Here is a 26,906-nt window from a genome sequence, read left to right on the forward strand (position 1 = left end):
ACATGCAAGGCAATGCACCATGGGCAAAGCCCGACGACGGCCTCTTCCTCCAGCGCGTGCGGCCGCGGGACTGGACCAATCCCGAACCGAAAAGCCTCTACGATCTCGTCATCGTCGGCGCCGGGCCGGCGGGGCTGACGGCTGCCGAATGCGCGGCGCAGCGCGGTTTTTCCGTCGCTCTTGTCGAGCGTGATCGCATGGGCGGAGACTCGCTGAACACGGGGTCCGTGCCGTCAAAGGCGATCATCCGCAGCGCGCTGGCCTATGACCTGATGCGGGAGACCGACGGGTTCGGCGTACCCATCCCGACTGAACCTGCTCTCGATTTTGCCGCGGTGATGGGACGCATGCGCCGGATCCGCACGCGGATTGCGGAATATCATTCGGTCCATGAGCTCGCAGCCCTCGGCGTGCATATCTTCTTCGGCGCCGCCCGGTTTTCGAGCGCGAATGCGCTCCTCGTCAACGACACCCGCCTGACCTTCAGGAAGGCGCTTATCGCCACGGGCGCGCGGCCGAGAATCCCCGATATTCCGGGCCTCGATCGGGTAGATTACCGCACAAGCGCGACGATCTTCGACATGACGGTGCTGCCGAGACGCCTTGTCGTCATCGGCGGGGGACCGCTCGGCTGTGAACTGGCGCAGGCCTTTTGCCGGCTGGGATCGCATGTGACGATCGTGCAGAAAAGTCCGAAGTTCCTGCCCCGGGAGGGGCGCGACGCGGCCGAGATCCTGTCTTGGTCCATGGCGCGCGACGGCATGGACATCCGCCTGAACACCACCGTCGTCGGGGCGCGGCGCGAGGGTGACGCCAAGGTGCTGGAGACCCTCAATTACGATCTGAAAGGCGAGATCGCGGCCGATGAAATCCTCGTCTGCGCCGGGCGGTTGCCCAATGTCGAGGACCTCGACCTGGCGGCGGCCGGCGTGGCGCTCGATCCCGACTGCGGCATCAGGGTCAACGATTTCCTGTGCAGCAGCAATCCCGACATATACGCCGCCGGCGATGTCTGCCTGCCGCTGAAGTTCACCAATGCCGCGCAATCCTCCGCGCGCATGGCGGTGCAGAACGCGCTCATGAAGGGGCGGCAGCGGCACGACAATTCGGTCATTCCCTGGTGCACCTTCTGCGACCCCGAGATCGCCCATATCGGCCTGCATGTCTGGGAGGCCCGCCGGCAATCGATTCCGATCCGGAGCTACACCGTGATGATGACCGACGTCGACCGCGCCGTCACGGACGGGCAGGAGACCGGCTTCGTCAAGATCCACGTCGCAGAGGGCAGCGATAAAATCCTCGGCGCGACCATCGTCGCCTCGCGGGCGAGCGAGATGATCAATGAAATGGCGGTCATCATGAGCACCGGCATCGGCATGAACGCGCTCGCCGAAGTGGTCCACACCTATCCGGCGCAGTCCGGGGCGATCATGCTCGCGGCGCAGGCCTACCGGCGCGATGTCGACAGCATAGCCCGGCAGGCCGAGGCCGGAGAGGCATCGGCCTGATCCGCTGGCTTATTGGCCGCCCGTCACCGGCAGCAGGCGCAGGGTGCGCGAAAACAGGTCGACACGCCCTTCTCCCGTGCCCATCGCGATGATCGCCGCACGCGCCAGTTCGTCGCGGAAGATGGAGGCGACCCGTTCGCCATTGTCGCCATCGGTGAGGTCACCGATATCGTCGATCACGATCCAGCCCGGACGGTGGAGGAGTAGTTGAGCGATGCTCAGCATCCGGCGCTCGTCGTTGCCGAACTCGTGTTCCCAGCGGGCGATGCGATCGAGCGATGGCGACAGGCGCTCAAGCCCCGCCCGTTGCAGGCTGGCCAGGATTTCCTCAGTTGAGTAGGCATCGGCGTCGCGCGGATAACAAAGCGCCGCGCGCAGCGTACCGGCCGGCATGTAGGGATCGCGCACCACGAACGCGATGCCGCCGTCGCGCGGCAGGCTGATGCTGCCCCTGCCCCAGAACCACAGCCCGGCAATCGTGTGCGTCAGGAGCGTCTTGCCGGCCCCCAGGGCTCCGGTGACCAGCACGCGGTCGCCGGGATGGACCTCGACATGCGGCTCGGACAGCCGCACCGGCCCCGACGGCACGTCGATTTCCAGGTTGTCGAAGACGATGACGGGGTCGGGCGACGGGACGAAAGCGATGCGGTCCGCCGTTCCGTCGGCAGTCTCGGCGTCCATCAGGGCGAGCCGGAAGGCTGCGACCCGCCCGAGCGTCGCGCGCCAGTCCGCGATCGAGCCGATATTGTCGACGAACCATCGCAGCGAGGCATGAAACTGGTTGAACGCGCCAACGGCCATCATCAGCCCGCCGAAGGTCATATCGCCACCGAAATAGACCGGCGCGGCAATGATGATGGGCGCAACGATCGTCACCCAGCCATAACCCGACGTGACCCAGGCAAGGCGCGTCATCGCGAAGACGATGCGGCGGGTTGCGGCCATGACCGCGGCGAGGTCGCGCTGAAGGCGCCGCGCCTCGTCCACCTCGCCGGAGGCGACCGAGATAGCGGCGAGCTGCTCGTTGACCCGCATCAGCGAAGAGCGCAGGTCCGCCTCGCGCGCGTAGCGGTCGCCATTGAGAGCGATCAACGGTCGGCCGACCATCCAGCTGAGCCAGGAGGCTGTTCCCGAATAGAGAATCGCGGCCCAGACCATGTAGCCGGGGATCAGGAAGGCGTCGCCCCACAGGTGGAAGACGAAGCCCGAGGACAGCGCCCAAAGAACGCCGACGAAGCTCAAGAGCAGGACGCCCGCCTGCAACAGGCCGACGCCCAGATCGACCGAGAGATCGCTCAACCGGTGCGCATCCTCGTGCAGCCGCTGGTCGGGATTGATGCCGATCTGCCCGCGCCGCGCCACGCGAAAGGCGCGGCCGGGACGAAGCCATTCGTCGATCATGTCGCGCGTCAGCGCTTCCCGGAGCTTCAGGTGCAGCATCTGGTTGAGCCAGAGTTGCGCGACGTTGAGAACGAGCAGCGCGCCGGCGATCTCGAAGAAGATCAGCAACTGCGCGAGGAAGGCCGGCATGTTGCGCTGTTGCAGGGCGTCGTAGAACGGCTGGTTCCAGCGATTGAGGACAATCTGCCCATAAGCGGTTGCAAGAATGACCACAAGAATGCCCGTTGCCAGCAGCACCAGAATGCCGCGCAGCGGCGAGCCGTGGAAGGCAGCCGCCATGGTCGCCAGATATTGCCGCAGTCGCGGTTCCTCGGCCCCGTCACGCGCCGGATTCAGATCAGCCATGCCTGTCACCGATGTGTCGAGGGGCCGCAGGACCCGCTCCCGCGCGGTTTGCGCCTGTCTCTAGCCCAAGGAAACCTGACTTGACCAAGCCTTGAATGAACCGGGAGAGCGCCACCGGCCTGGATCATCGTTGAGCTCCTTTGAAACACTGCGGCGAGACTATAGCCCGACATAGGGAGCGTCCATTCAATCGGCAACATGCCGATGCAGAATTGCCGGCTGCTTCCGGTCACCGGCACGCACTTCGGCGTGGCTCGTCCGTCTACACCACAGGCGAAATCGCGCATGCAGAATTCCCCGACGTCTCCTTCCACCAGGAACTGCGTTCGCTCAGACGGCTGGAAAGAACAGTTCCACCGTCGTTCCCTTCCCGACTGTGGAGCGAATGCGTGCGTCACCGCCGCTCTGGCGCATGAAGCCGTAGACGACCGCGAGGCCGAGGCCTGCACCTCCTTCCTCGTCGCGCGTCGTGAAATAGGGCTCGAAGGCCTTGTCCACAGCATCCGCCGACATGCCGATGCCATCGTCGATGACGCAAACCGCAATGCCCGTTTCGATGCCCATGCAGCGGATGAGGATTGTCCCGCCCTCGGGCATGGCGGCGGCGGCGTTGAGGCAGAGATTGAGAATCGACTGCTCGAAGAGGGCGGCGTCGAGCTGCACCGTCGGCAGGTCGTCTGCGATGTCGAAGGCCAGGCGGCGGTGTTCGCCGATGGCGATCTCCAGCACATCGGCCATGCCGCGCAAAAGCGCGCCGATCTCCACCGCGCCGGGATGGATCGGCTGCTGGCTGCCGATAGACAGCATGCTGCCCGCAAGCGAACGGCCCCGGTCGGCGGCCTTGCGGATGCGGGCGAGATGGCGCTTCTGGCGGTCGTTGAAACCGGTCTCGCGTTCGAGAAGGCCGAGGCTACCGGTGATGATGCCGATCATGTTGCCGACCTCGTGGCTCACCTGGTGGGTCATGCGCATGATGCCGTCGAGGCGCTGGATCCTGGCCGCTTCCGCCTCCTGTCGGTCGAGGTCGGTAATGTCGCGCGCCAGGAGCACGATGCCGCCATCCGGCTGGCGCGACAGCGACACCTCCGTCACCCGCCCCGCCTCGGAACGATGGCGCAGAACGGATCGCGCACCGAGCAGGCCGGCATCGGTCTCGGCGGGCAGAAGTGCAGGATCGATCTCCGGCAAGGGCGCCACGAATTTGCGCAGCGGCAGTTTTCGCGCCGAGCCCGACCAGCCGACAAGCTCGATGACGCGCCGGTTCATGGTGATCGGCCGGCCGCGCGGGTCGAACAGCGCAATGCCTTCGTTCATGGTGCGGAAGGTGGAGCGTATGGTGCGGGCAGCGGCTTCCGCCGTGCGTCGGAGACGGGAGACGCGCTCGACGCTTTCGCGAAATGCGCGGAAGGCTTCGAGCAGCCGCACCAGCTCCGTCTCCGTGCCGTTATAGGCCGGTGCATCCACATCCTTGCGCCCTTCCGCCAGCGCATTCATGCCCGTAGAGAGCGCCACGATGCCGCGCGAGACGCGCATGACCGAGCGGATGGAGAAGATCGCCATCACGAGCACCAGCAGGGACGCAAACGCGACGATGACGAGCAGGCGGCTTAGCGCGTCTGAGGTCGAGACGAGGTCCTCGTTGAGGCCGCGGGCGACGGCCTCGCTCTGGGTTTCGGTCGCATGGGACAGATCGCGGGAAACGGAATGCAGCCGCGCCACGGCAGCGCGGATGGCGAACATTTCGAGCAGATAGCGCGTCTGCGCCTCGAAGACGCGCTCGTAAGGCATGAGCTCGGCCGCGGAAACCCGCGCATCCGGGGACGCACGGTCGAGGCGCGGCGCGGTTTCGGCCACGTAGCGGCGGCGCAGCTCGCCCAGCTGGAAAAGACTGTCGGAATTGGAGGCCGACTGCACGATGCCATTGAGCCGGCGGCGGAAATCGGTTTCGGTTATGCCGCTGCCCGTCGCGATCTCGCCGAGCGCGGCCGCCGCCTCCGCCTTGTGCTGCTGGGCGGCTTCCGCATCGGCCGCGAGCATCGTCGTCTGCGTGCGGATCGTCTCCAGCAGTTCGACGATGCGCGCGCCCGCAAACCCTTTCACGGCCGTGCCTTCGCGCTCCGGCTGCATGGTGCGCAGCAGCACATCGACCTGCGCGACGACGGCGCGGCTTTCGCTGGAGACCCGGTAGGGCGACGTCGCGTTCATCAGGAAGGGCGCGCTCGACACGAGGTCGGAGACCTGCCGCGAGACGAGCGACGCCTTGGCGAGGCTGGAAAAGGCTTGCAGGCCATAGGCCGCCATCTCCTCGCGCGCCCGCTGCAGGCCGTAGACCGCGATGGTCGCCAGGCTGAACACGAGCACGCAGATGAAGGCGATGGCGAAGGGCAGGCGAAAGGCGATCGATGAGAGGAAGGGACGATTGATCACGGCGAAAGCTCACCATCGTCCGTGCTCAGCACGTAACCCTTGCCGCGGCGGGTCTGGATGTGGCGCGGCAGATCCGGATTGCGCTCGATCTTGCGGCGGAGGCGCAGCACGAGCACGTCGACATTGCGGTCGATGTAGCGTTCGCTCTCCGCGCCGAGCCGGTCGAGAATATGCGCCCGGCTGACCGGTATGTTCGGGGTCTCGGCAAGGATTTCGAGCAGGGCGAATTCGGCGCTGGTCAGCGATTTGGCGGGATCGGTAAGGCAGACGGCGCGGCGGTTCTTGAGATCGACCGACCAGTCGCCCAGCTTCAGCGCCGCCGGTTCGTGCTCGCGCTCAGTCTCCCGTTCGGGCTTCAGCGAGGGGATCGTCCGGCGCAGCACGGCCTTGATGCGCGCCGTCAGTTCGATCGGCTCGAAGGGTTTTACGACATAGTCGTCCGCCGCGGTCTCCAGCCCCAGCACCCGGTCCGCGGCACTGCCCGCCGCCGTCACCATGACGATGCCGACATTGGTCTGCGCGCGCAGGCGCTGCGCGAAGGTGCGGCCGGAGGTGCCGGGCAGGTTATGGTCAACGAGCACCAGATGCACGGTCTCGCGCGCCAGCACGCCCATGGCCTCCTCTGCCGATGGCGCGGTCAAGGGCGTCCAGCCCTCCGCCTCCACCAGATCGGAGATAAGCTCCGCCATGTCCGGATCGTCCTCGACGATCAGAATCCTGATCCTCTCATTCAACACATGCACGTCCTCCCGCGCGCATCATAGGCAGGCCTGTCACAATCTTCAAAGCGGGCTCGCGTTATGCACCTTGTCACATTTGTAACCTTTGTCATTTTTGCCCGGTCGATGGTGCGCCAGGCTGTAAGAACGGTAACCATTCTTCGATTGCAGCGAGCGACAGATGTGACATCCTGACTGCGGAGATTGGGACGTTCGTCGTTCCAAAGGGAGGAACATCGTGAAAGGCATCACCGCTTTCAGTGCGGGCGTGGCTTTGTGGCTCATGAGCGCCACGGCCGGCACGGCAGCCGCATCGCTCACCGTCTTGTGCGGTGTCGACGAGGCGTGGTGCGCCGCGATGAAGACGGCCTATGAGGCAAAGACCGGCCTCGACATTTCGATGACCCGCAAGAGCACCGGCGATATCCTCAACCAGATCCGCGCCGAAAAGGCCGCCCCGACCGTCGATGTCTGGTGGGGCGGGACGGGTGATACCCATTTGCAGGGCGGATCGGAAGACCTGCTGGAACCCTACCAGCCGGCGCACGAACGCGACATGCTGCCCTGGGCGCAGAACTTTTTCGCCATGTCCGGCGGCCGCTCCGCCGGCATCTATGCCGGGGCGCTCGGCTTTGCCTACAATGCCGATCTGCTGCGCGAACTGAAGCTGCCGGCGCCGACCTGCTGGAAGGACCTGACGGACATCGCCTATCGCGGCCGCATTCGGAGCGGCAATCCGAACTCTTCCGGCACCGCCTTCACGACGCTCGCGACGCTGGTGCAGCTCTTCGGCGAGGAGGAAGCCTTCCGCTATCTCGCCGCCCTCAATCGCAATATCGACCAGTACACGACGGCGGGTTCCGCCCCGGTCAAGGCGGCCGCACGCGGCGAAACGCTGATCGGCATTTCCTTCATGCATGATGCCGTTACGCAGAAGCAGGCGGGTTCGCCCCTGATCATCGTCGCGCCCTGCGAGGGCACGGGGTATGAGATCGGCGCCGTCAGCATCGTCAAGGGTGCACAGCATATCGAAGAGGCGAAACGCTTCGTCGATTTTGCACTGAGCCCGGAGGGACAGGGCACGGGCGCGGCCTCGGGCCAGAACCAAGTGCCGTCCAATGCGAAATCGGCCCTGCCGCTGGCGGCCCCCGATATCTCGCTCATCAAGATGGTGGACTACGACTTCGCCACCTTCGGCTCGCCGGAAGAACGAAGTCGGCTGCTCGAACGGTTCGACGCGGTGATATCCGCGACGAACTAACCGCCCACAAACCACGATCCGAACTTCGTGAACGCGCCGCTCACAGGCAGGCCGATGGCCGCGCCGTGTCTCGTTCGCGCCAAAAATCCAAAACCAGGCAACAGGAGGATGCCCCCATGAAACAGACCCTTTCCCTCATGCTCTTCGCTGGCACGGCACTTGCCGCCCTGCCGGCACAGGCGGCCGGCGAACTCAACCTCATCTGCTCGGCAGATGTCGTCATCTGCGAGCAGATGAAGGGCGATTTCGAGAAGTCGCACAGCGATATCAAGGTGAACATGGTTCGCCTGTCCTCCGGCGAGACCTATGCCAAGGTGCGCGCGGAAGCCCGCAACCCGAAGACGGATATCTGGTGGGCCGGCACCGGCGACCCGCATCTTCAGGCCGCCTCTGAAAATCTGACGCTCGAATACAAATCGCCGAAGCTCGACGAGCTGAACGACTGGGCGAAGAGCCAGGCGGAAAGCTCCGGCTACAAGACGGTCGGCGTCTATGCCGGTGCGCTCGGCTGGGGCTACAATACGGAAATCTTCAAGTCGAAGGGCTTCAAGGAGCCGGTCTGCTGGGCCGACCTGCTGGCACCGGAGCTGAAGGGCGAAATCCAGATCGCCAATCCGAATTCGTCCGGCACCGCCTATACGGCGCTCGCCTCCCTCGTGCAGATCATGGGCGAGGACCCGGCCTTCGACTACCTCAAGAAGCTCAACGACAACATCTCGCAATACACCAAGTCCGGCTCCGCACCCGTCAAGGCGGCGGCGCGCGGCGAGACGGCGCTCGGCATCGTCTTCGTGCACGATGCGGTGGCGCAGACCTCAGAAGGCTTCCCGGTCAAGTCGATCACGCCCTGCGAGGGCACCGGCTACGAAATCGGCTCCATGTCGATCATCAAGGGTGCCCGCAACCTCGACAATGCCAAGATCTGGTACGACTGGGCGCTGACCGCGGAAGTCCAGTCGCGCATGAAGGATGCCAAGTCCTTCCAGCTTCCGTCCAACAAGAGTGCTGAAATACCCAAGGAAGCCCCGCGCTTCGAGGACATCAAGCTGATCGACTACGACTTCAAGACCTATGGCGACCCGGAAAAGCGCAAGGCGCTGCTGGAGCGCTGGGATCGTGAAGTCGGCGCCGTCGCCAACTGACGCTCTATCTCTTTGTTTTCACGCAATTCCGGACGCGAAACCGCTACGCGCTTTTGCTGGAATTGCTCTAAGCGGCGGCGCCCGTCTCCTCCGGGCGCCGCCTTTCCCCAAACAGCAATGACAGCGAGGTCGGCCATGACGCATGGCAATCGCAGGCTGGACATGGTCCTGATCCTGGGCGCGGTCGCTTTGACCCTTCTGCCCTGGTATCGGATCGAGGGCGGCTTCTTCGGGTTCGGCTGGCTCGCCGGTTTTCCCCTTTCTTCCGAGGCGGCACCCAACCTGCTGCAGATCGCCGTGCATGGCCGGCTTTGGCTTGCCGGTGCCGTGCTTCTCCTCCTTATCGCCGGTCTGGCGCGCGGCATGGCGGACACCATGCGCCGCGGCGCCGTGCTGGCATGGGTGGGTGCCATCGGAGTGCTGTTCCTCTCGCTGCAAGGCCTCGCCATCAGCTTTACCGGCTGGACATGGACGATCAGCGAAACGCTCTTCGGGCCGCTTTCCGACGGCCAGGCGTCGATGGGCGCGGGCGCTGTTCTTTCTGCCGTCTCCTTCGTGCTGCTCTTTGCCTTCGGTCTTGCCGAGCGCGGCGTGATGAAGGGCGATGCCTTCGTCGTCAGCGCGATCTCGCTGCTCGTCTTCCTCGTCGCCATCTTCGTCTTCTACCCGATCGGCAGCATGTTCATCGGCGCGGTGCAGGATTTTGACGGCTCGTTCAACCCGGACAATTTCATCCGCAACATGCAGGATCCCGGCATCTGGAGCCTCGGCTGCCTTACCGGCGGCGCGCGCTGCGGCGTGGCGTGGCGCACGCTCTGGCTCGCCATCATGACCGGCCTCGGCTCGACCCTGCTCGGCCTCGCCTTCGCGCTCGTCGCCACCCGCACGCGGTTCCCCTACAAGAAGGGCCTGCGCCTGCTTACTATCCTGCCGATCATCACGCCGCCCTTCGTCATCGGGCTGGCTCTGACGCTGCTCTTCGGCCGCGCCGGCGTCATCACCCAGGGCCTTTCCGAGCTCTTCGGCATCGAGCCGGGTCGGTGGCTTTACGGCCTCACCGGCATCTGGATCGCGCAGGTCCTGTCCTTCACGCCGATCTCCTTCCTCGTCCTGATCGGCGTCGTCGAAGGTGTCAGCCCGTCGATGGAGGAAGCGTCCCAGACGCTTCGCGCAGACCGCTGGCGCACCTTCTGGCGCGTCTCGCTGCCGCTGATGAAACCGGGCCTCGCCAACGCCTTCCTCATCGGCTTCATCGAGAGCATGGCTGATTTCGGCAATCCGCTGGTGCTTGGCGGCAGCCATGGCGTGCTCTCGACGGAAATCTTCTTCGCCGTCGTCGGCTCGCAGAACGATCCGTCGCGCGCCGCCGTGCTCGCCACCGTCCTCCTGTGCTTCACACTCTCGGCCTTCCTTGCCCAGCGCCTGTGGCTCTCCGGCAAGAACTTCGCGACCGTGACGGGCAAGGGCGACAGCGGGGCGCACATCGCCCTGCCCCGCGGCGTCTCGATCGGCGTCCACGCCCTTGTCGTACCCTGGGGCCTGTTCACGCTCGTGATCTACGGCATGATCCTCGTCGGCGGCTTCGTGAAGACCTGGGGGCTCGACAATTCCCTGACCCTCGACCATTACGCAAAGGCCTTCTCCATCAGCTTCGACAATGGGATTGCCTGGACGGGCGTCGCCTGGAACTCCTTCTGGACGACGATGGAGATCGCGCTGATCTCCGCACCGCTGACGGCCATCGTTGGCCTGCTGACGGCCTATATCATCGTGCGCCAGAAATTCGCCGGCAAGAATGCCTTCGAGTTTGCCCTCATGATGAGCTTCGCCATTCCCGGCACGGTCATCGGCGTCAGCTACATCATGGCCTTCAACTTGCCGCCGCTCGAAATGACCGGCTCGGCGCTGATCCTGATCGCTTGCTTCGTCTTCCGCAACATGCCGGTCGGCGTGCGCGGCGGCATCGCGGCGATGAGCCAGCTCGACAAGAGCCTGGACGAAGCGTCGCTGACGCTACGCGCCAACAGCTTCCGCACGATCCGCAAGGTCATCCTGCCGCTGCTCCGCCCCGCCATCACCGCAGCACTCGTCTATTCCTTCGTGCGCGCCATCACCTCGATCAGCGCCGTCATCTTCCTCGTCAGCGCCGAATACAACATGGCGACCTCCTACATCGTCGGCCTCGTCGAGAATGGCGAATACGGCGTGGCGATCGCCTATTCCTCCATGCTGATCGTCGTGATGATCACGGTCATCAGCGGCTTCCAGCTTCTCGTGGGCGAACGCCGCCTCCGGCGCGAAAACCGCGTCGCCGGCATCACCCCATCCGCTTCCTCCCATCAGGAGAAAATCGCATGATCACCCCGAAAGCCGGTTCCGTCGTCTTCCAGAACGTGAAGAAGACGTTTGGCGCCTTCACCGCCATTCCCGACCTCTCGCTCACCATCGAGCCGGGCACGCTCGTCACCCTGCTCGGCCCGTCGGGCTGCGGCAAGACGACGACGCTGCGCATGCTCGCCGGCCTCGAACATCCGACGGCGGGAAAAATCCTCATCGGCGGCAAGGACGTCACCATGCTGCCCGCCAACGAGCGCGACGTCTCGATGGTGTTCCAGTCCTACGCGCTTTTTCCGCACATGAGCTCGCTCGAAAACGTCGCCTACGGCCTCGAATCGTCTGGCCTTTCGCGTAAGGAAGCGCGGGAGAGAGCGGAGGAAGGGCTGGCGCTCGTCGGCCTCGCCGGCATGGGCCAGCGCCTGCCGGCCGAGCTTTCCGGCGGCCAGCAGCAGCGCGTCGCCGTCGCCCGCGCACTGGTGCTGGAGCCGCAGGTCCTGTTGCTTGACGAACCCTTGTCGAACCTCGATGCGCGCCTGCGCCGCCGGGTGCGCACGGAAATCCGCGAACTACAGCAACGCCTCGGCTTCACCGCCGTCTATGTCACGCACGACCAGGACGAGGCGCTCGCCGTCTCCGACCGCATCATCATCATGAAGGACGGCGAGATCGCCCAGTCGGGCGCGCCGCGCGAACTCTACGAAACGCCGGCCTCTTCCTTCATCGCCGATTTCATGGGAGAGGCGAATGTCATTGCCTGCGAGGTGCTCGGCATCGACGGCAACGAGGCACAGATCCGCGTCGGCGGCGTCGAGCATCGCGTGCCCGCCGGCAGGGCCAAGCTCGGGGCCGCAAGCCTCGCCGTGCGCCCCGGCGCCGTGACGCTCGCCGAAGGGCGGGGACCGGGTCTTGCCGGCCGCATCCTGCATTCGGCCTATCTCGGCGACCATGTCGAATACGAGGTCGAAACCGACGTCGGCACGCTCTTCATCGTCGATCACGCCGTCGACCGCATCCTTCCCGCCGCCTCCGACGCCACGCTCGGCTTCAAGACCCGCGGCATCGCCCTCATCAACGCCTGATATTGCAAGGAATATGGAATGACATCGCAAGAAACCGGACTGGACAGACGCTTCGTCCTCGCCAAGGCCATCGCCCAGGAGGCCGGCGCCATGGCGCTGGATTATTTCAACCGGCGCGATTCCCTGGTGATCGAGACCAAGCGCGATTTGCAGGACGTCGTCTCGATCGCCGATCGCAACGTCGAGCAACTGATCCGCCAGCGCGTCGAGGCGACGTTCCCGGAAGACGGCTTCCTCGGCGAGGAATTCGGCCATACGCCGGGAACCTCCGGCTACACCTGGGTCGTCGACCCGATCGACGGCACCGCGCCCTTCGTCAACGGCATGCCGAACTGGTGCGTCTCGATCGCGGTGCTGCACGACAATACGCCGGTCATCGGCGTCATCGGCGCACCCTGCCACAACGAACTCTACACGGCAGCAAGCGGCAAGGGCGCCAAGCTCAATGGCAGGGTGCTGACGCTCGACCCCTCCCGCACGATCCAGAACGCCATGACCGGCATCGGCGCCAGCAGCTATGTGACGCCGGAAAGGGTGGGCGACATCGTCAGCCAGCTGCTCCATGCCGGCGGCAATTTCGTGCGCAACGGCTCCGGCGCGCTGATGCTCGCCTATGTCGCCGCGGGCCGGCTGGTCGGCTATTACGAACCCTATATGCATGCTTGGGATTGCCTTGCAGGCTACTGCCTCGTGAAAGAGGCCGGCGGCTGGTATCACCCCTTCCCGACGCAAGGCGAGGGGCTGACCAAGGGCGCACCGGTCGTCGCGGCCGGACTGGGCGCGCGGGCCGAGCTCGAAAAATTGGCCGGCTTGGCCTGACACATTCCCGTCCGTCGATAGGAATGCCTGCTGCAACTTGCGCGCCGCCGCCCCGTCGGCGGCGTAAGCGCGTGCCGACCTGCCGCGGCCGCGCGACGCCCTGAAAACAATCTGGCCATGCAGCAGCCCGATACCACCTCCTTGACTCCGTATAGGCTATATTGCCCGCTGGTAGGGGTGTGAAAATGTGGTACCCTTTTGCCATAATCGAGTGCGAAAATGCGCTTTGACTGAATCTGGGAGGGTTCATGGTCGAGATATTTTCGAAGCAGGACGGACCGCGTCGGGAGGACGCGCAAGTCAGACGGCTGATAGAACAGAACCGCGGCGTCATCACGAAACTCGCCGATCACTTCAGCGGCGGCCTCTACTCGGAATCGAAAAAGCCGAAGATCGGCCCGCAGGCGAAAGGCCTGATCATCCATATCGGCGGCACGGCACCGGTCCACGCACCGGAACCGAAAATCCGTGTGACCGCCAATGGCCGCGTGATCGCCGTCGATGTCGGCACCGGGCGGCAGCTGCAGCATTTCGGCGATCTTCGCAGCCAGGACGGCGTGACGATGTTTGCCTTGGCGACGAAGGCCAATGGTTTCATTGCCCCGCTCAATGACACGATGGCCGAGGCGCTGTCGGATATGAATGACGTTCCGGTCGGGGCGTCCTACGGAACCGCAGACCTGGCGGCCGATATCGGCCTGCGGCTTGGCATTCCTCCCGAGACGTGAGGACGAGGCGAACGCCTCCATCCGCGTAGACCCGTTTTGGCGTCAAGTTCCCTCGAACGTGGAATGTGAACAGCCGTATGAACCGAGATGTAAACACGCCGCGACATTCCGCGAAGGGCCGCCTTCCCGCGGCCGGCGATGTGATGCTGATGTCCGCCTATGACGAGCGCGTCACGATGCGCGCGTGGGAATCGCTGCTGGAGGGCAGGAACCCCTCCAACCGGTCCTCGCTGCCCGTGCGCTCGACGATCAACGATTCCTGGCAGCGTTGCGCCACCGGCGGTATCGACGCCCAGCGAAACGAGGCGCCGATCGAAACCGACAAGGACGCGGTCGAAGCCTTGGCGAGAAGCAGGCCGGAGCTGCTGGCCGCCGCCCGCCGCCCCTTCCGGGCGATCGGTAAGCTTTTGGACGGCACGGGCGCGATGCTGATGCTCGCCGACGGTGAAGGCGTCCTGATCGACGTCATCGGCGACAAGAAGACCATTTCCGATGGGATGGACATTCATCTCGGCGTCGGCGGGAAATGGACCGAAGACGTTGTCGGAACCAACGGCATAGGGACGGCCCTTTGGACCGGCGAGCCGGTCTTCGTCCATGCCGCCGAGCATTTTTGCGCCGGAATAAAAGCCTGGACCTGCGCCGGGGCGCCCATTCGCGATCCTTATGACGGCAAAGTCATCGGGGTCGTCGACCTGTCGGGCTATCCCGATATTTTCCGGCCGCACAACATCGCCCTCGTCACGGCGGCCGCGCGCGAAATCGAGCAGGCGCTCGCGGACGCGCAGAACGAAGAGCGCACGCGCTTGCTCGAAGCCTTCATCGCGTCGGCGAGCCGTTATCGCTCGAACGACGGCGTCATGATCATCGATCGCCATGGCCGCGCCATCTACAGCAGCAATGTGCCGGCCGCGGAAAGAAAGCGCTTCGGCGACATGATCCGCGGCGGTCCGGAGAGCTGTCGGTTGCCGGAGCTGAGCAACTCCGGCTTTCTCGACAGCATCGTCACCACGCTCCCCAAGGATATGCAATCCTGCCACATATGCCCGCTGGAGCTGGATGGCGACGTGCGCGGCGCGGCCTTCGTGTTTCCGAAGAGCGACGACGGCAGGACCGTCGCGATCGGCAGCAGAATTGCATCACAACAGGTCAAGGACGAAAGCGCGCTCATTATCGGGGAAAGCCCGGCCCTGCGCGCGGCCGTCGATATCGCGTGCAAGATCGGCGAGACGGAAGACGTCACATCGCTCTTGATCGAAGGGGAAACAGGCGTCGGCAAGGAACTCTTTGCCCGGCTCATCCACGCCGCGAGCCGCAAATCGGCGAACAGTCCCTTCATCGCGCTCAACTGCGGCGCCGTCACCAAGGAGCTTTTCGGCAGCGAGCTGTTCGGCCATGTCGGCGGCGCTTTCACGGGCGCTTCCCGCGAGGGCAAGCCCGGCGTCTTCGAACTCGCCAGCGGCGGCGTGCTCAGCCTCGACGAAATCGGCGAGATGCCGCTCGACATGCAGCCCTTTCTGTTGCGCGTGCTCGAGGAACGGGCGGTCAACCGGCTGGGCGACAGCCGGCTGCGGCCGGTCGACGTGCGGCTTGTCGCCTCCACGAACCGCGATCTCAAGGTGGAAGTCGCAAACGGCCGCTTTCGCAAGGATCTGTTCTACCGGATCAGCACGGTCTCCATCTGCGTCCCGCCGTTGAGAGAGCGCGGCAGCGACAGCCTGCTGCTGATCGAGCATTTCAATCGCAAACTGGCGGATCGCAGGGCAAGCCCGCCGCTGCGCTTCTCGAACCAGGCGCTGGACGCGCTGCTCGCCTATCGCTGGCCGGGCAATGTGCGCGAATTGCGCAACCTCGTCGAACGGCTTCACCTGCTTTCGAACACCGGGCTTGTGGGGCTTGAGGATCTGCCCTCCGATGTCACCGAGCCCGCTCAGGACCGGACAACACCCCAGACGGATGCAACCGACGCCGTCTTCAGCCTTGAAGATGCGGAACGCCAGGCGATCCGCTCCGCGCTGAGGGCCGAACACGGCAATCTCAGCAAGGTTGCCCAGCGCCTCGGCGTGTCGCGGCCGACGCTCTACCGCAAGCTTGAGCAATTCGGCATCAAGCGCGGTTTCATCTGAATAAAAACGCCCCGCGGCAATCGCTTGCCGCAGGGTGTCACGCCGCCATCCGTCACGCGCGGCCGAGCTTCTCCGCGCCGCCGCCGAGCGCCGGGCCTTCGGTCGGGTCCTCGTCTTCTTCCAGATCACCGATCAGGGTCTCGGTGGTCAGGATCAGCGTGGCGACGGAGGCCGCGTTGCGCAGCGCCGTGTAGGTGACGCGGACGGGATCGATGATGCCGGCCTCGATCATATTCTGGTATTTGCCGACAGCGGCATTGTAGCCATATCCGCTGTTGACCCGCGTCACCTCCGCGATGATGGCATCCGGATCGCCGCCCGCATTGTTGGCGATGCGCCACAGCGGACGCGACAGGACGGACTGGACGAGCTTCACCCCTTCCGCGACATCGCCGCTGACGGTTGCCAGCACCGCGTCGAGCACCGGCGCGATCTGCGCCAGCGCCGAACCGCCGCCGGCGACCACGCCCTCCTCGGCCGCGGCACGCACCGCATGCAGCGAATCCTCGATCAGCTGAATGGTCCGCTTCTGTTCGACGGGCGTCACGCCGCCGGCATAGAGGATGGCGGAGCCGCCGGAGAGTTTTGCAAGCCGTTCGCGCAGCTTGTCCTGTTCGATGTTCGGCGGCGCCGCTTCGAACTGGCGCTGCACCTGGGCGCGCCGCGCGGCGATCGCCGCCTCGTTGCCGCCGCCACGCACGACAGTCGTGTAGGAGGCGCTGGTTCTCACCCGCTCGGCCGTGCCGAGATCCTCGGCGGTCACGTCCTCGATACGCCCGCCGAGATCGCGCGCAATCACGCGTCCGCCGGTCAGGATCGCCAGATCCTCCATCATACCCTTGCGCCAATGGCCGTATTCCGGCGGATGGACGACGAGATATTTGCCGGTCTCCTGCTTGCCGAGAAGAGCGAGCACCGCCTCGGGCGACATTTCCTCCGCCACGATCAGGAGCGGCCGGCCGGCTGCGTCGGCAAGGCGCCGGACGGCATCGAGGGATTGGGGATCCTTGATCTTCAGGTCGGTCATCAGGATATAGGGCCGGTCGAGAACCGCCTCCATCTTCTCCTGGTCGGTGACCATGTGATGGGAGAGATAGCCGCGCTCGAACGACATGCCCTCCACGACCTCCAGCGTCGTTTCGGTCGTCACGCTGAACTCGGTCGAAATGGCGCCCTTGGTGCCGACGCGTTCATAGGCTTCGGCGACCAGCGCGCCGAGCGCCGGGTCGGTGGCGGCGATGTTGGCGACGGCGGCGAGACTGCCGTTGCGCGCCGGCTTGGCGCTCGCCTTCAGTGCGTCCACGACCCTTGCCACCGCAAGATCGATGCCCCGGCACAGATCGACGGATTTGGCGCCGCGTTCGCCGGCCTCGATGCCCTTCTGGACGAGCGCGTTGGCCAGCACGATCGCGGTCGTCGTGCCGTCACCGGCGATTTCATTCGTCTGCATCGAGACTTCGCGAACGACCTGCGCCCCCATGTTCTCGAACCGGTCGTGCAATTCGATCTCGGAGGCGATGCTGACGCCGTCGCGGGTGACCATCGGCGTGCCGAGCGGCCGGTCGATCATGGCGTTCATGCCTTTCGGGCCGAGCGTCGGTTCGACGGCGGCGGCGAGCTTGCCGACCCCGCGGGCGAGCGCCCGCCGGGCATCGGAATTGTGGAGCAGAATCTTGGGCATAGGTCCTCCTTCCGCCTTACGGGCGGTTTGTTGATTTGGCGCCTCTTGCAGAAAGGCGTTGTTTTCAGAACAGGCGTTTCAGGTCGCGTGCGCGGGAGCCGGTACGCGATCCATGATGAAGTCGACAAGCGTCGGCTCACCGTCGATCACGTCCATTTCCTTGTATCGCGTGTGCTTCAGTCCCCGGCAGAGCGCGCCGTTGAACTCCATGTTGATGCGCACGCTGCGCAGGTCGGCGAGATAGGCACCGAGCGCGTCCACCGGGATCCGGTCACCCTCCCAGGTGACGAAGGCCGCGTCATCCGGCCGCCTGTCCGGCCAGCGGCCGAGCAGCGCCTCGCGATAGCGCGGCTTCTGCTTTGCCGCCTCGCCGGCGTCGAAGCCTGCGGCGTCGAATTCCGACAGGTCCATGCCGACAATCTCGCCATCCGTAAGGCCCTGCTGACGCAGGCCCAGCAACACGGCCTCCTGGCGCCGCTTGAAGGCCTTCGCCCGGAAGATCGCGCGCAGGCTTTCAAGATCCTGATCGCCGGCGAGCTCGCCGAAGATCTCGCCGAAGGCCTTTCCCTCGGCGATGCCTTTGTTCACCTCTTCGGCGAACATGTGATCGTGCAGCGTCACCCGGTAGGCGGGCGACCAGGACAGGGAATCGAGCGCCTGGCGCACACCGTCCAGCATCAGGAAGGCGAAGTTGGGCGAGCACCAGTAGGTGGGCAGGCGGAAATCGATCTCCACGCTGCCGTCGAGCTTGATAAGGACGCGCTCGACGAACCCCATGGCGGTGACCGGCTCGTCCAGTTCCGGGTCGTTCACCTGTTCGAGACGCCGCCAGAGCTCCTCGCTCCGGCGGGCTGCGGACATACGGACCGGCGTCATCGCCCCTACTCCGCCGCGACGCTGAAGGGCGAATTGGCGAGCGCCGCCTTCTTGGCCTCGATGTCGATGTCGTAGAGGCGGGCCGCATTCAGGCCGAGGATCTTTTCCTTGATCTCCGGCGTGAGATCGACGCCGCGCTCCTGCTTGATGTCCTCGGGCAGTTCGAAGGCCCAGAACTTCTCGACCAGCCAGCGCGGGGTCCAGATCGCGTAATCCGATCCGAACAGGATCTTTTCCGGACCGGCCCAGAACAGCAGTTCGGAGATGACTTCGGCGAAATAACGCGGCCGCGAATGGATGAAGGGCAGCGCCACGGCGAGACCGCCATAGACATTGGTCTCCTGCACGGCGATCCAGCAGAAATCGTCGAGTCGCGGCAGGCCGCAATGCTCGACGATCCAGTTGAGGTTCTGGAAATCCGTCGCCGCATAATCGACGTCATGCACGTCGAACGCGTCCTTGTTGAGCGGGATGATGGTCGGTCCCTTGTGGACGTGCACGTTCTTGATGCCGAGTTTCTCGCACAGCTCGAAGCACCGGTAGGCATCCGGGTCGTTGAGCTTCCATCCCTTGGAGGCGCCGTTCCACTCGGCCGTGTACATCTTCACGCCCTTGATGTCGTAGGTCTCCTTCATGAAATGGATGTATTCCAGCGCCTTTTCGCCGTCGCGTGGATCGAAGGAGCCGTTGACGATGAAGCGCTCGGGATAGCGCTTGGCCATCTCGGCATTCTTCTCCACCGTGTTGAAGCCGTTCTTGTAGAAGTCCTTCAGATAGGTCGACTGCACGATCGCCACGTCGTCCGGCCCGTCGATGAAGAGGTCGTGATAAAGGTCGTCGGCGGTGTATTTCTCGAACTTGCTCTTTTCCCAGAGCTGTTCCTTGGGACTGAGCGCCGTGTGATAGGCGTAGAAACATTCGACGAACTGCTTGCCGTGAATGTTGCGCTGGTTTTCCGGGCTCCCGTCCCAGAAATGCGTGTGGCCGTCGACGATGAAGATTTCCTTGCCTTCCGGTGTCCTGAACATTGTCTGCCTCCAAAACGAATGTGTTGAGCAATCCGGCGCACCGGGATGGCGGCGCGCCGGTCAAGGGGTCGTCAGATGTATTCGAAGACCTCGTCCATATCGCCGAACAGGATCACCTCGTTGTCGTCGATGCGCACCATCCGGCCGTAGTGGGTGGAGGTGTTCACCTCGAAGATTTCCGCGGTCATCTCGCGGCCGAGATATTCGCTGATGTCGTCCATCTTGAAGATCAGCTTGCCGTTGCCGTCGATGCGGATCATCGCCGGCTGGTAGGTGACGGTGACGCCGGGCTTCTTGCCCATGAACTCGGCGATGGCCCGCGCCTCGACGGAATCGTTCATGGTGACGCCACACTGGTGGGAGATCGTCTGTTCGAAGGTGATGTCCTTCATCGCCTTGAAGATGTTTGACTGCGACGCGTCGCGTGCTGCTGTAGACATGCTGAATTCTCCCTTGATTAGCGCTTGAGGCCGAGTTCGCCGAGGATCTGTGCGATGCGCTCTTCGGAAGAGGCGCGCACGTCATGGAAGGAAATCGGCTTGGAATGCGGCATCGACCAGATCGGCTGGAGGCCGATGGCTGCCTTGTCGGCGAGCGCGCCGTGCTTCTTGATCCAGCCCTGGAACAGCGCCTTGTTGGCGGCACCATGGACCTCGTCATTGGCGAGCAGGTAGATGAGGTCGATCGTGTTGGCGAGGTTGCGCTCGTAGTCGGCTTCCGCGGCCGACACCACCGGCGGGGTGATGAAGTCGTGATTGGCGGCCGATGCCTGCATCAGGAAGCCGGAGCGGAACAGTTCGCCGACCAGCGGTTCGAAGACGATGTTGATCGCGAAATACTGTTCCAGGTAGTCGGTCGCGCCCATGATGGTCTCGATGGCTTCGCGCGTACCCTGCCAGACGCTGTCTTCCAGCCAGTGCTTCTTGCCCAGCTCGTCGTCCCAGCCGGGAATATCCATGCCGATTTCGGCAAGATAGAGTGTGATGTCCTGCGCGAGCCGGAGCTTGTAGGAGGAGTTGGTCAGCGTGGCGTTGTTGATCATCTGGGTGTAGCCGTAGCGCTGCGCCTGCATCAGCGAGGTGCCCAGCCCGAATTCGGCATGTTTCCATGCACCCAGATGCGCCTGCAGGATCTTGATCCAGGTCTTGTCGAAGGTTTTTGGCGCGCCGGCCCTGCGGGCGTTGGCGATGACGCTCTGCACCATCGTCTCGATCTTCGACTGGCGCTGATAGTGGGTGCGCTCCCACTCCTGGTCCGGCGCGCGGAACGCATGCCAGTTGGAGCTTTTCGCCGCCGTGTTGTCCTTGACGTAAGCGCCCTTGCCATCGGCAAACGAGATGATCCAGTCCTGGATCAGGTAGCGTTCCGGGTCGGGCTGGACGTCGACGGTGACGTCCTCGTAATGGGTGGCGCGCTGGCCCTTGGGATCGTAGTAGCGGTATTTCCGGCTGTCGGAATCGGCAAAGACCGCGGAACCCGCCGCACCCGATCCGATTGAAGTCGCTGTCGCTGTCATGGTTTCTCACTCCCTTTTTCAGTTGGCTTTCGGACCCCAAGGGTCCTTTCAGTGACCCGTCGTGGTGGCGCCGGACGAGGTGGTGAACTTGTCGAAGAAGATGCGCTCCAGCTCGAAGCCGTTCATGAAGAGAACCGGCTGCAGGGCGTCGATCATCGGGGGCGGGCCGCAGGCGTAGACATCGCCCTCACCGTCGATGCCGAGCTGTTTCAGGATGGCGTCGACGCTCTGGTGCACGAAGCCCCGCTCGCCCTCCCATCCGCTCGCCTCGTCGGCATGGGACAGGACCGGGATGAAGGTGACCTCCGGATGCGCGCTGAGCAGTTCCTCTATCCGGTCGAGATAGAACAGGTCATCGGGCGTGCGGGCGCCGTAGAAGAAATAGACCGGACGCGTCTCGCCGCTCTTCACATGGTCGTTGAGGATCGACCAGACCGGCGACATGCCGGAACCGGCACCGACCAGCACTAGTGCTCCCTGTCGCTCCTCCCGCCGGAAACAGGTTCCGTAGGGTCCGACGACGGTGACCTCGGCTCCGACCCGGATGCCTCCGGAATCGAGCTCTCCGGAGAACTTTCCTTCGGGATATTTCTTGATGATGAAAGAGAGTTTCTGGGTTTCGTGCGGCGTATTTGCCATGGAGAACGAGCGCGTAATCGTCTCCCCTTTTTCCGTGGTGACCGTGATGTCGACATATTGCCCCGCCCAGAACTTCATCGGGGAGCTGAGCTCGATCTCGATGCCGCGGATATCATGGGTCAGGTTCTCCTTGGCGGAGATCCGGCCGCTGAATGTCTTGACGGCAATCGATTTCGCCAGAACCTCCTCGTCGTAATTGAGAAGTTCGACTTCCATGTCGGAATAGGCGATCGACCGGCACAACAGGATGTGGCCGGTATCCTTCTCCATGTCGTTGAGGGCGAAGGTCGAGTATTTGAGCATCTCGACTTCGCCGTCGAGCAGCACGCACTTGCAGGCGGAACATTGCCCTTCCTTGCAGCCGTGCGGCAGTGCGATCCCCTGGCGGAACGCGGCGTTGAGAACCGTCTCGCCATGTTCGACCTCGAACTCGACGCCGACCGGCTCGAGGCGGACCTTATGTGCTTCCTGATGTCGTTTTTGAGCTTCTGCCATGCTGGAACCTCCCAATTCCCGATCCCGGACTGTTGCGGAGGCCGGCCGAAACCGGCCTCCGCGGGTCGTAACCCGGTGAAAAGCTTCAGTTGACGGCGTTGATCTTGAAGCCCGCGCGGTACTCGGCGAGGTGCTGTTCGCGGGCGGCCGGCGACATTTCGCGCAGCAGGGTCAGCGGCGACAGGATGGTGTGGCCGCGGATATCGTCCAGCGTCCACATATCCTTGGCGTCGAAGCTCAGATGCGGTTGCGGAATGAGCGTCTTGCCGTCGGAACGGATGAAGTTCAGGTCCTTCATCGCATCGCCGAGATCCCAGCCGTGATAGACGGTTTCCCATTCGCGCTTGCCGCTGAAGCGGCCCATGGCAGGCGTCGGCCGGCCCTGGTACTCGTCGGAAAACGCCTCGACGGCGGTCCAGCGGTCCAGTTCATGGGCGAAGGTGTGGATCTGCCCGTCGATCTCGTCGACGACGATGTCCTCGCGGATGAGGCAGGGCACGAGGCAGCTCCAGCAGCGATGCGGATAGACGTAGCCGACGTCCTCGTTGAAGGTGATGATCTTCTCGCCGCGCTTGCTGAGCTTGGCATGCCACTTCCAGAAGTCGCCGAATTCGGCGTACCAGCCCGGATACTTGTGCTCGAACCATTCGAAGTCCTTGTCGGTCTGGGCTTCGATGCGCCAGAAGTTCAGCGGCCAGCCGACCGTGAAGAACTGGGCGACCTTGTGGACGTAGTTCTTCTTGGTGATGCGGTTCCAGGCTTCGTGCACGTCGTCGTGATGGACCTTGATGCCGTATTTTTCGAGCGGCAGCATGTAGGTGCGGTAATAGTCCTCGAAGATCCAGCGGTGCCACATTTCCGCGTAGGATTCCTTGTTCTTGTCGCGGTTAGTGGTGCCGTATTCGATCAGCGTGCCGATGGCGGCATCGACGATCGCGTGGTTCTGCCAGAAGGCGTAGCGCAGGTCGCGCTCCAGGAGCAGGTGGTTCTCCGGCTCCTTCAGGGCGGCCATCAGCAACGAATGGCCGTTGCCGATATGGCGGCTTTCATCGGACTGGACCGACAGGAACACGGTCGGCAGCGCATAGTCGCCGTTGCGGGCGGCTTCCGAGGGCATGGCCACGAACAGGGTGTTGGTGAAGGCCGTTTCGGCGACCACGGTCAGGTACATGCAGGCGGACGTCATCACGTCGCCGGTAATGAAACCCTCGCCGAACTGGCGGCCGATGGTCGTGGCGTAGCACTTGCCGAAGGCTTCCTCGGTAATGTCGAAGCCCGCCGGGTCGATATAGTTCTCCATGTACCATTTCTTGAGGTTCATCTGGATGGTCGAGTGACGGAACTCGTCAACCATCTGCATGGTGAAGCCGGTGCGCAGGTCCTCGCCGGGCGCGATGCGCGCCACCATCGCCATGGAGCGGGCGGCGGAGATTTCCGGGAAGGGAATGATGGCGAGGAACAGCTTCATCCACTCCACCCAGCGCGGCTGGACGTTGCGGAACATGTCGCCGCGCAGCGCCGCATCGAGCGCGCCATAGACGCGGTTGTCCTTTTCCTCCTGCATCGGGAAATAGGACCGCAGGACCTGCTTCATCGGATCGCGCGGCGCCTTGGTGATCTTGTAGTCCGTCGGAAACGTCATGGCTTCCTGGACATAGGTCGGGTTCCAACCGAGGTCGGAAATCTTCTTCGTCGCCTCGCCGACGGATATGCCGCGCTGCGAAGTAATCTTGTTGAGCGTCAAAGACGACATCGTCATTAGCCTCCACTGTGTTTGAACCGCGAGCCGCCCGGCTCCGGCTGGAACGGCGCCATCAGCACCGCGAGCGAAAGTTGACATGGCACGGCAAAAGGTGGCGCCCGGGGCGCGACCAAGGTCCGGCCATTCAAGTGGATCACGGCAAAGGTTTTTGGGGGGAAAGGCCCAGTCACTCCGAACACGGACTGTTGCGAACCCGTACCCCCCACTCCTTCGTTCTTCTGGCGTCGCTTCAAGCGCGATGGCTTCTTGTAAAATAGACGTTGCAAGGCCCGTGCCAGTTTGGAAACACCCGGCAATCCGCGCCTCGACGCGATCGGGAAATCAAAAGTGTAACGTTATTTTACAATCGTAAATTACAACATGTAACGCCTTCAATACTTAGCACATGCAGCATAAATTCATTCAAAGGCTCGGGAAAACAATATTGGACATGATTTTATTCTTTACCTATATAAACCGCTTCCTTCTCAATTCGGAAGACAGCCATGGCAAACAACGATGATCCGATCGCAGGAATAAGCGAAGGCGAGGATGTCAGCACTGCGCTCGCGCAGCTGATGCCGCGGGATCTGGTTTTCTCGATGCGCTTCATGGGCGAGAGCCAGCACCTGATGCAGAACCACTTTCAGCAGTTCATTCTCCAGGAACTGGCCATGGCCGGCATCACGCCCGAAACCCATCCGATGCTCCACGCCTTTGCGGAAAAACACGCGCTCATGCTGCGTGATTTTGTCTTCTCCGGCGTGTCGCTTTCCCGGCAGTTCCGCGTCGGGGAGATGGAGCAGCTGACCGGCGACATGTTGATCCGCGTCGATGTCTGGGACCAGCTGCGCAGCCACGTTTCCATGGCAGAGCGACAGTTCAGGACCCAAATGCCGGACCTGCCGACCATTCTGGAGGCCTGGAAAGCGCCGGAGGCCGGCGGCACCGTCCGCCGTTGAACACGCCATCACAGTCAGGAGGTTTTCAATGTCCGCTCTCGATCTCATGCGCCGCCGCGTCGATCTCGTCGGCACCGTATCGGCACTGACCGCGAAGGCCCTGAAGCTGACCCAGGCGGTCTCCGGGGTGGAAATGGAGATCCTTCGCCTCGAACTGGAAATCGGCCGCGATCCCGCAAACGGGCAACTGGTGCAGGAATTGCATGACCAGGAGGAGAGCGCTGCGGCAATCCGCCAGGAACAGGCCGACTGCGCGGAAGACATCGCGGCGGCGGAACGGGAGGTCGCCGCACTGGACGCGCTGATCGCGACCGCAAAGGGAGGATGAAATGAACCAGCAGACCATTCCCAACGTCACCCTGTTCGATCTCCTGGCGCGCAACTGGCAGCGCCCGGCGCCCGTCCGCCAGCTCTGTTTCAACGAGGACGACACGATCCTGGCGATCGGCTCCGCCGACGGCGCGCTCGCCCTCGCCCGCATCGGCGACAACGAACCGCCGGAATCGCGCATCGCGGTCGACAACGGCCAGACAACGATCTCGCCCCGGAAGGGCAAGCCTTCGCCGTTGATCAGCACCCGCATCCAGGAGGGCGTGGCCCTTTCGGCCTATCGGGACGGCGCCTTCCTCATCTCGACCCGCAGCGGCGAACTTCTCCACGTCACGCGTTCCGGCGAGATCGCGGGAAAGGTCCTGTCCGACAGGACCCCGATTTCCGCCTTCGCCCACAACCATGCGGCGGACCTGACGGCGGTGGTCGTCAGGCGGCGGCTGCGCCTGCAATCGGGCGAGGCGCAAGTGATCCGGGAGGTCGATCTCGGCGAGTTGGCACCCGTGCTCGTCTCGATATTGGACGATGGCAGACTAATCGCCGTTGCCGGCCCGAACAGGCTGAGCATCCGGCGCATCGACGATGATTCCGGCCCGCTATGGGAAACCGGCCTTTCATCATCACCGCTATCGTTGAAATGGAGCGCGGATGGCCGCTGGCTCGGCTGCGGGCAACAAACCGGCGGCCTCTGTCTGCTGGATTCGGAGACTGGCGAGCGCATTGTGTTCGGCGATTTTCCGGGTCCGGTGGGCACGGTCGGCTGGAGTTCGGTGACGAACACCGTTCTCGCATCCGGAGCCTATCGCATCGCCGGCTGGTCGATGACGGCAGCGCCGGCCAAGGCGCTCGCGACGGGGCGTGCGGGCTTCGTCATGGTCGAGGTTGTGGCAGTGCATCCGGCCAAGGCACTGGTTGCAGCAGGTTACGCAAACGGCAGGATTGCCGTCGCCGAGATTGGATCACCAGAGGAATTGACCATCCGCGATATCGGCGGCCCCGTCACGGCGCTGCAATGGTCGGCAAGCGGCCGCTATCTGGCGGCGGGCGACGCCTTGGGCAACGCCGCCATCATCACCTTCCCCAACGAAATCTTCAAATAGCAGGAGGACATCATGCAAGCAGAGCAACGCACGACGGAAGACACAAGCAAGGACGCCTTTTTCGAACGGATTGCCAAGCTGTCGGAGGAGATGATCGCCGCGCACGGCAAGGATTTCAGCATGGGTGCGCTGGTGCTCGGCGCGCGGTGGATCGCCGAGGGCCGTGTCGAACCCGACCGCAAGGACAATTGAGCGCCGCGCAACGCGACCTGATCCGGCAGGACCGGGGTCAGCAGAGGTCGTTCTTCTGCCGATGCCGGCCATCAGGCACGGTTTGCGGCCTCAATCCCGCCCCGGCGCTCCTCTTGGTAGAGGAGACAGACGGTCCGCAGGATGGAGGCCAGGTTGGAGATGCCGCCTGGCAGTTCCATCGCCTCGGCGTAAAGCTGCGAAATCAGCTTGGAGGTCGAAAGCCCCTCCGTCTCCGCTATGCCTTCCAGAACCTGCCAGAAGGCCGTCTCCAGGCGGACACTGGTCGAGTGCCCCGAAATCCGCACCGATCGGCTGACCTTCGCGAACCGTCGCGGGCTCTGGTCCGTCAATACCCTGCACATCATGGTTTCTTCCTTCGCGTCCTCGCGCCTCCAACAGACGCTCCCCGCCGCTTGTCGCGGCAGGGAGCGGGAGAAGGTCTGCGGCTGATCGG

The 26,906-nt window shown here is 63.8% G+C and carries 23 protein-coding genes; 12 read left to right on the forward strand and 11 right to left on the reverse strand.

The window, feature by feature from the left end; genetic code table 11:
- Positions 1-2 precede the first annotated feature (2 nt).
- On the forward strand, positions 3-1,508 hold the full coding sequence (locus AC1Q6Z_RS11000; protein ID WP_492647800.1) for a mercuric reductase: 1,506 nt from the start codon (positions 3-5) through the stop codon (positions 1,506-1,508).
- 9 nt (positions 1,509-1,517) lie between these two features.
- Here the strand turns inward: AC1Q6Z_RS11000 and AC1Q6Z_RS11005 are convergent, their stop codons facing one another.
- The 3 genes from AC1Q6Z_RS11005 to AC1Q6Z_RS11015 all read right to left on the reverse strand — a co-directional run bounded on the left by AC1Q6Z_RS11005 (position 1,518) and on the right by AC1Q6Z_RS11015 (position 6,418).
- A complete protein-coding gene (locus tag AC1Q6Z_RS11005) occupies positions 1,518-3,254 on the reverse strand; it encodes an ABC transporter ATP-binding protein/permease (RefSeq protein ID WP_492647801.1) in 1,737 nt (578 codons plus the stop codon).
- A gap of 330 nt (positions 3,255-3,584) precedes the next feature.
- A complete protein-coding gene (locus AC1Q6Z_RS11010) occupies positions 3,585-5,681 on the reverse strand; it encodes an ATP-binding protein (protein ID WP_435264393.1) in 2,097 nt (698 codons plus the stop codon).
- On the reverse strand, positions 5,678-6,418 hold the full coding sequence (locus tag AC1Q6Z_RS11015; RefSeq protein ID WP_492647802.1) for a response regulator: 741 nt from the start codon (positions 6,416-6,418) through the stop codon (positions 5,678-5,680). The genes AC1Q6Z_RS11010 and AC1Q6Z_RS11015 overlap by 4 nt, the downstream gene beginning before the upstream one ends.
- Before the next feature lie 220 nt (positions 6,419-6,638).
- Between AC1Q6Z_RS11015 and AC1Q6Z_RS11020 the strand changes: the two genes are divergently transcribed.
- From AC1Q6Z_RS11020 to AC1Q6Z_RS11050, 7 genes are all read left to right on the forward strand, one after another.
- Complete coding sequence (locus tag AC1Q6Z_RS11020) at positions 6,639-7,661, forward strand: ABC transporter substrate-binding protein (RefSeq protein WP_256115231.1); 1,023 nt, start codon at positions 6,639-6,641, stop codon at positions 7,659-7,661.
- 116 nt (positions 7,662-7,777) lie between these two features.
- Positions 7,778-8,803 (forward strand): ABC transporter substrate-binding protein, encoded by a 1,026-nt coding sequence (locus AC1Q6Z_RS11025; protein WP_439617856.1) that lies wholly within the window; start codon positions 7,778-7,780, stop codon positions 8,801-8,803.
- A 135-nt stretch (positions 8,804-8,938) separates the two neighbouring features.
- Positions 8,939-11,161: an ABC transporter permease gene (locus AC1Q6Z_RS11030; RefSeq protein WP_492647803.1), complete on the forward strand. Its 2,223-nt coding sequence runs from the start codon at positions 8,939-8,941 to the stop codon at positions 11,159-11,161.
- Complete coding sequence (locus AC1Q6Z_RS11035) at positions 11,158-12,219, forward strand: ABC transporter ATP-binding protein (protein ID WP_435264388.1); 1,062 nt, start codon at positions 11,158-11,160, stop codon at positions 12,217-12,219. The genes AC1Q6Z_RS11030 and AC1Q6Z_RS11035 overlap by 4 nt, the downstream gene beginning before the upstream one ends.
- Before the next feature lie 18 nt (positions 12,220-12,237).
- The gene (locus tag AC1Q6Z_RS11040; protein WP_492647804.1) at positions 12,238-13,038 is read left to right on the forward strand and encodes an inositol monophosphatase family protein; all 801 of its coding nucleotides are present in this window, start codon (positions 12,238-12,240) and stop codon (positions 13,036-13,038) included.
- 248 nt (positions 13,039-13,286) lie between these two features.
- Positions 13,287-13,766, forward strand: coding sequence for a hypothetical protein (locus AC1Q6Z_RS11045; RefSeq protein WP_492647805.1), 480 nt, complete (start codon positions 13,287-13,289; stop codon positions 13,764-13,766).
- A 77-nt stretch (positions 13,767-13,843) separates the two neighbouring features.
- Positions 13,844-15,892, forward strand: a complete 2,049-nt coding sequence (locus AC1Q6Z_RS11050; RefSeq protein WP_492647806.1) for a sigma-54-dependent Fis family transcriptional regulator — start codon at positions 13,844-13,846, stop codon at positions 15,890-15,892.
- A 52-nt stretch (positions 15,893-15,944) separates the two neighbouring features.
- On the opposite strand, the gene AC1Q6Z_RS11055 is transcribed toward AC1Q6Z_RS11050, so the two are convergent.
- From AC1Q6Z_RS11055 to AC1Q6Z_RS11085, 7 genes are all read right to left on the reverse strand, one after another.
- On the reverse strand, positions 15,945-17,573 hold the full coding sequence (locus AC1Q6Z_RS11055) for a molecular chaperone GroEL (RefSeq protein ID WP_492647807.1): 1,629 nt from the start codon (positions 17,571-17,573) through the stop codon (positions 15,945-15,947).
- A 78-nt stretch (positions 17,574-17,651) separates the two neighbouring features.
- Entirely contained in the window at positions 17,652-18,449 is a 798-nt protein-coding gene (locus AC1Q6Z_RS11060) for an iron-sulfur cluster assembly protein (RefSeq protein ID WP_492647808.1), read from the reverse strand.
- Positions 18,450-18,454: 5 nt separating this feature from the next.
- Complete coding sequence (locus tag AC1Q6Z_RS11065; protein ID WP_439617863.1) at positions 18,455-19,477, reverse strand: amidohydrolase family protein; 1,023 nt, start codon at positions 19,475-19,477, stop codon at positions 18,455-18,457.
- A 71-nt stretch (positions 19,478-19,548) separates the two neighbouring features.
- The gene (locus AC1Q6Z_RS11070; protein ID WP_256115241.1) at positions 19,549-19,917 is read right to left on the reverse strand and encodes an MmoB/DmpM family protein; all 369 of its coding nucleotides are present in this window, start codon (positions 19,915-19,917) and stop codon (positions 19,549-19,551) included.
- Positions 19,918-19,934: 17 nt separating this feature from the next.
- Positions 19,935-20,993, reverse strand: coding sequence for an aromatic/alkene monooxygenase hydroxylase subunit beta (locus tag AC1Q6Z_RS11075; RefSeq protein ID WP_492647809.1), 1,059 nt, complete (start codon positions 20,991-20,993; stop codon positions 19,935-19,937).
- Between the two features lie 48 nt (positions 20,994-21,041).
- Positions 21,042-22,127 carry an NADH:ubiquinone reductase (Na(+)-transporting) subunit F gene (locus tag AC1Q6Z_RS11080; RefSeq protein WP_492647810.1) on the reverse strand — a complete coding sequence of 362 codons (1,086 nt, stop codon included), beginning with the start codon at positions 22,125-22,127 and terminating at the stop codon, positions 21,042-21,044.
- 85 nt (positions 22,128-22,212) lie between these two features.
- Positions 22,213-23,886, reverse strand: a complete 1,674-nt coding sequence (locus AC1Q6Z_RS11085; RefSeq protein WP_492647811.1) for an aromatic/alkene/methane monooxygenase hydroxylase/oxygenase subunit alpha — start codon at positions 23,884-23,886, stop codon at positions 22,213-22,215.
- Between the two features lie 488 nt (positions 23,887-24,374).
- On the opposite strand from AC1Q6Z_RS11085, the gene AC1Q6Z_RS11090 reads away from it, so the two are divergent.
- The 4 genes from AC1Q6Z_RS11090 to AC1Q6Z_RS11105 are packed head-to-tail and all read left to right on the forward strand — an operon-like array spanning position 24,375 to position 26,452.
- A complete protein-coding gene (locus AC1Q6Z_RS11090) occupies positions 24,375-24,830 on the forward strand; it encodes a hypothetical protein (RefSeq protein WP_492647812.1) in 456 nt (151 codons plus the stop codon).
- 28 nt (positions 24,831-24,858) lie between these two features.
- Positions 24,859-25,158 carry a hypothetical protein gene (locus AC1Q6Z_RS11095; RefSeq protein ID WP_492647813.1) on the forward strand — a complete coding sequence of 100 codons (300 nt, stop codon included), beginning with the start codon at positions 24,859-24,861 and terminating at the stop codon, positions 25,156-25,158.
- Between the two features lies 1 nt (position 25,159).
- A complete protein-coding gene (locus AC1Q6Z_RS11100; RefSeq protein ID WP_492647814.1) occupies positions 25,160-26,260 on the forward strand; it encodes a WD40 repeat domain-containing protein in 1,101 nt (366 codons plus the stop codon).
- 12 nt (positions 26,261-26,272) lie between these two features.
- Complete coding sequence (locus AC1Q6Z_RS11105) at positions 26,273-26,452, forward strand: hypothetical protein (protein ID WP_439623511.1); 180 nt, start codon at positions 26,273-26,275, stop codon at positions 26,450-26,452.
- 71 nt (positions 26,453-26,523) lie between these two features.
- Here AC1Q6Z_RS11105 and AC1Q6Z_RS11110 read toward each other — a convergent pair whose 3' ends face one another.
- The gene (locus AC1Q6Z_RS11110; RefSeq protein WP_435264374.1) at positions 26,524-26,817 is read right to left on the reverse strand and encodes a ribbon-helix-helix domain-containing protein; all 294 of its coding nucleotides are present in this window, start codon (positions 26,815-26,817) and stop codon (positions 26,524-26,526) included.
- Positions 26,818-26,906 lie beyond the last annotated feature (89 nt).

The sequence above is a fragment of the Shinella sp. GW835-FHT14H05 genome (genome assembly GCF_058793575.1).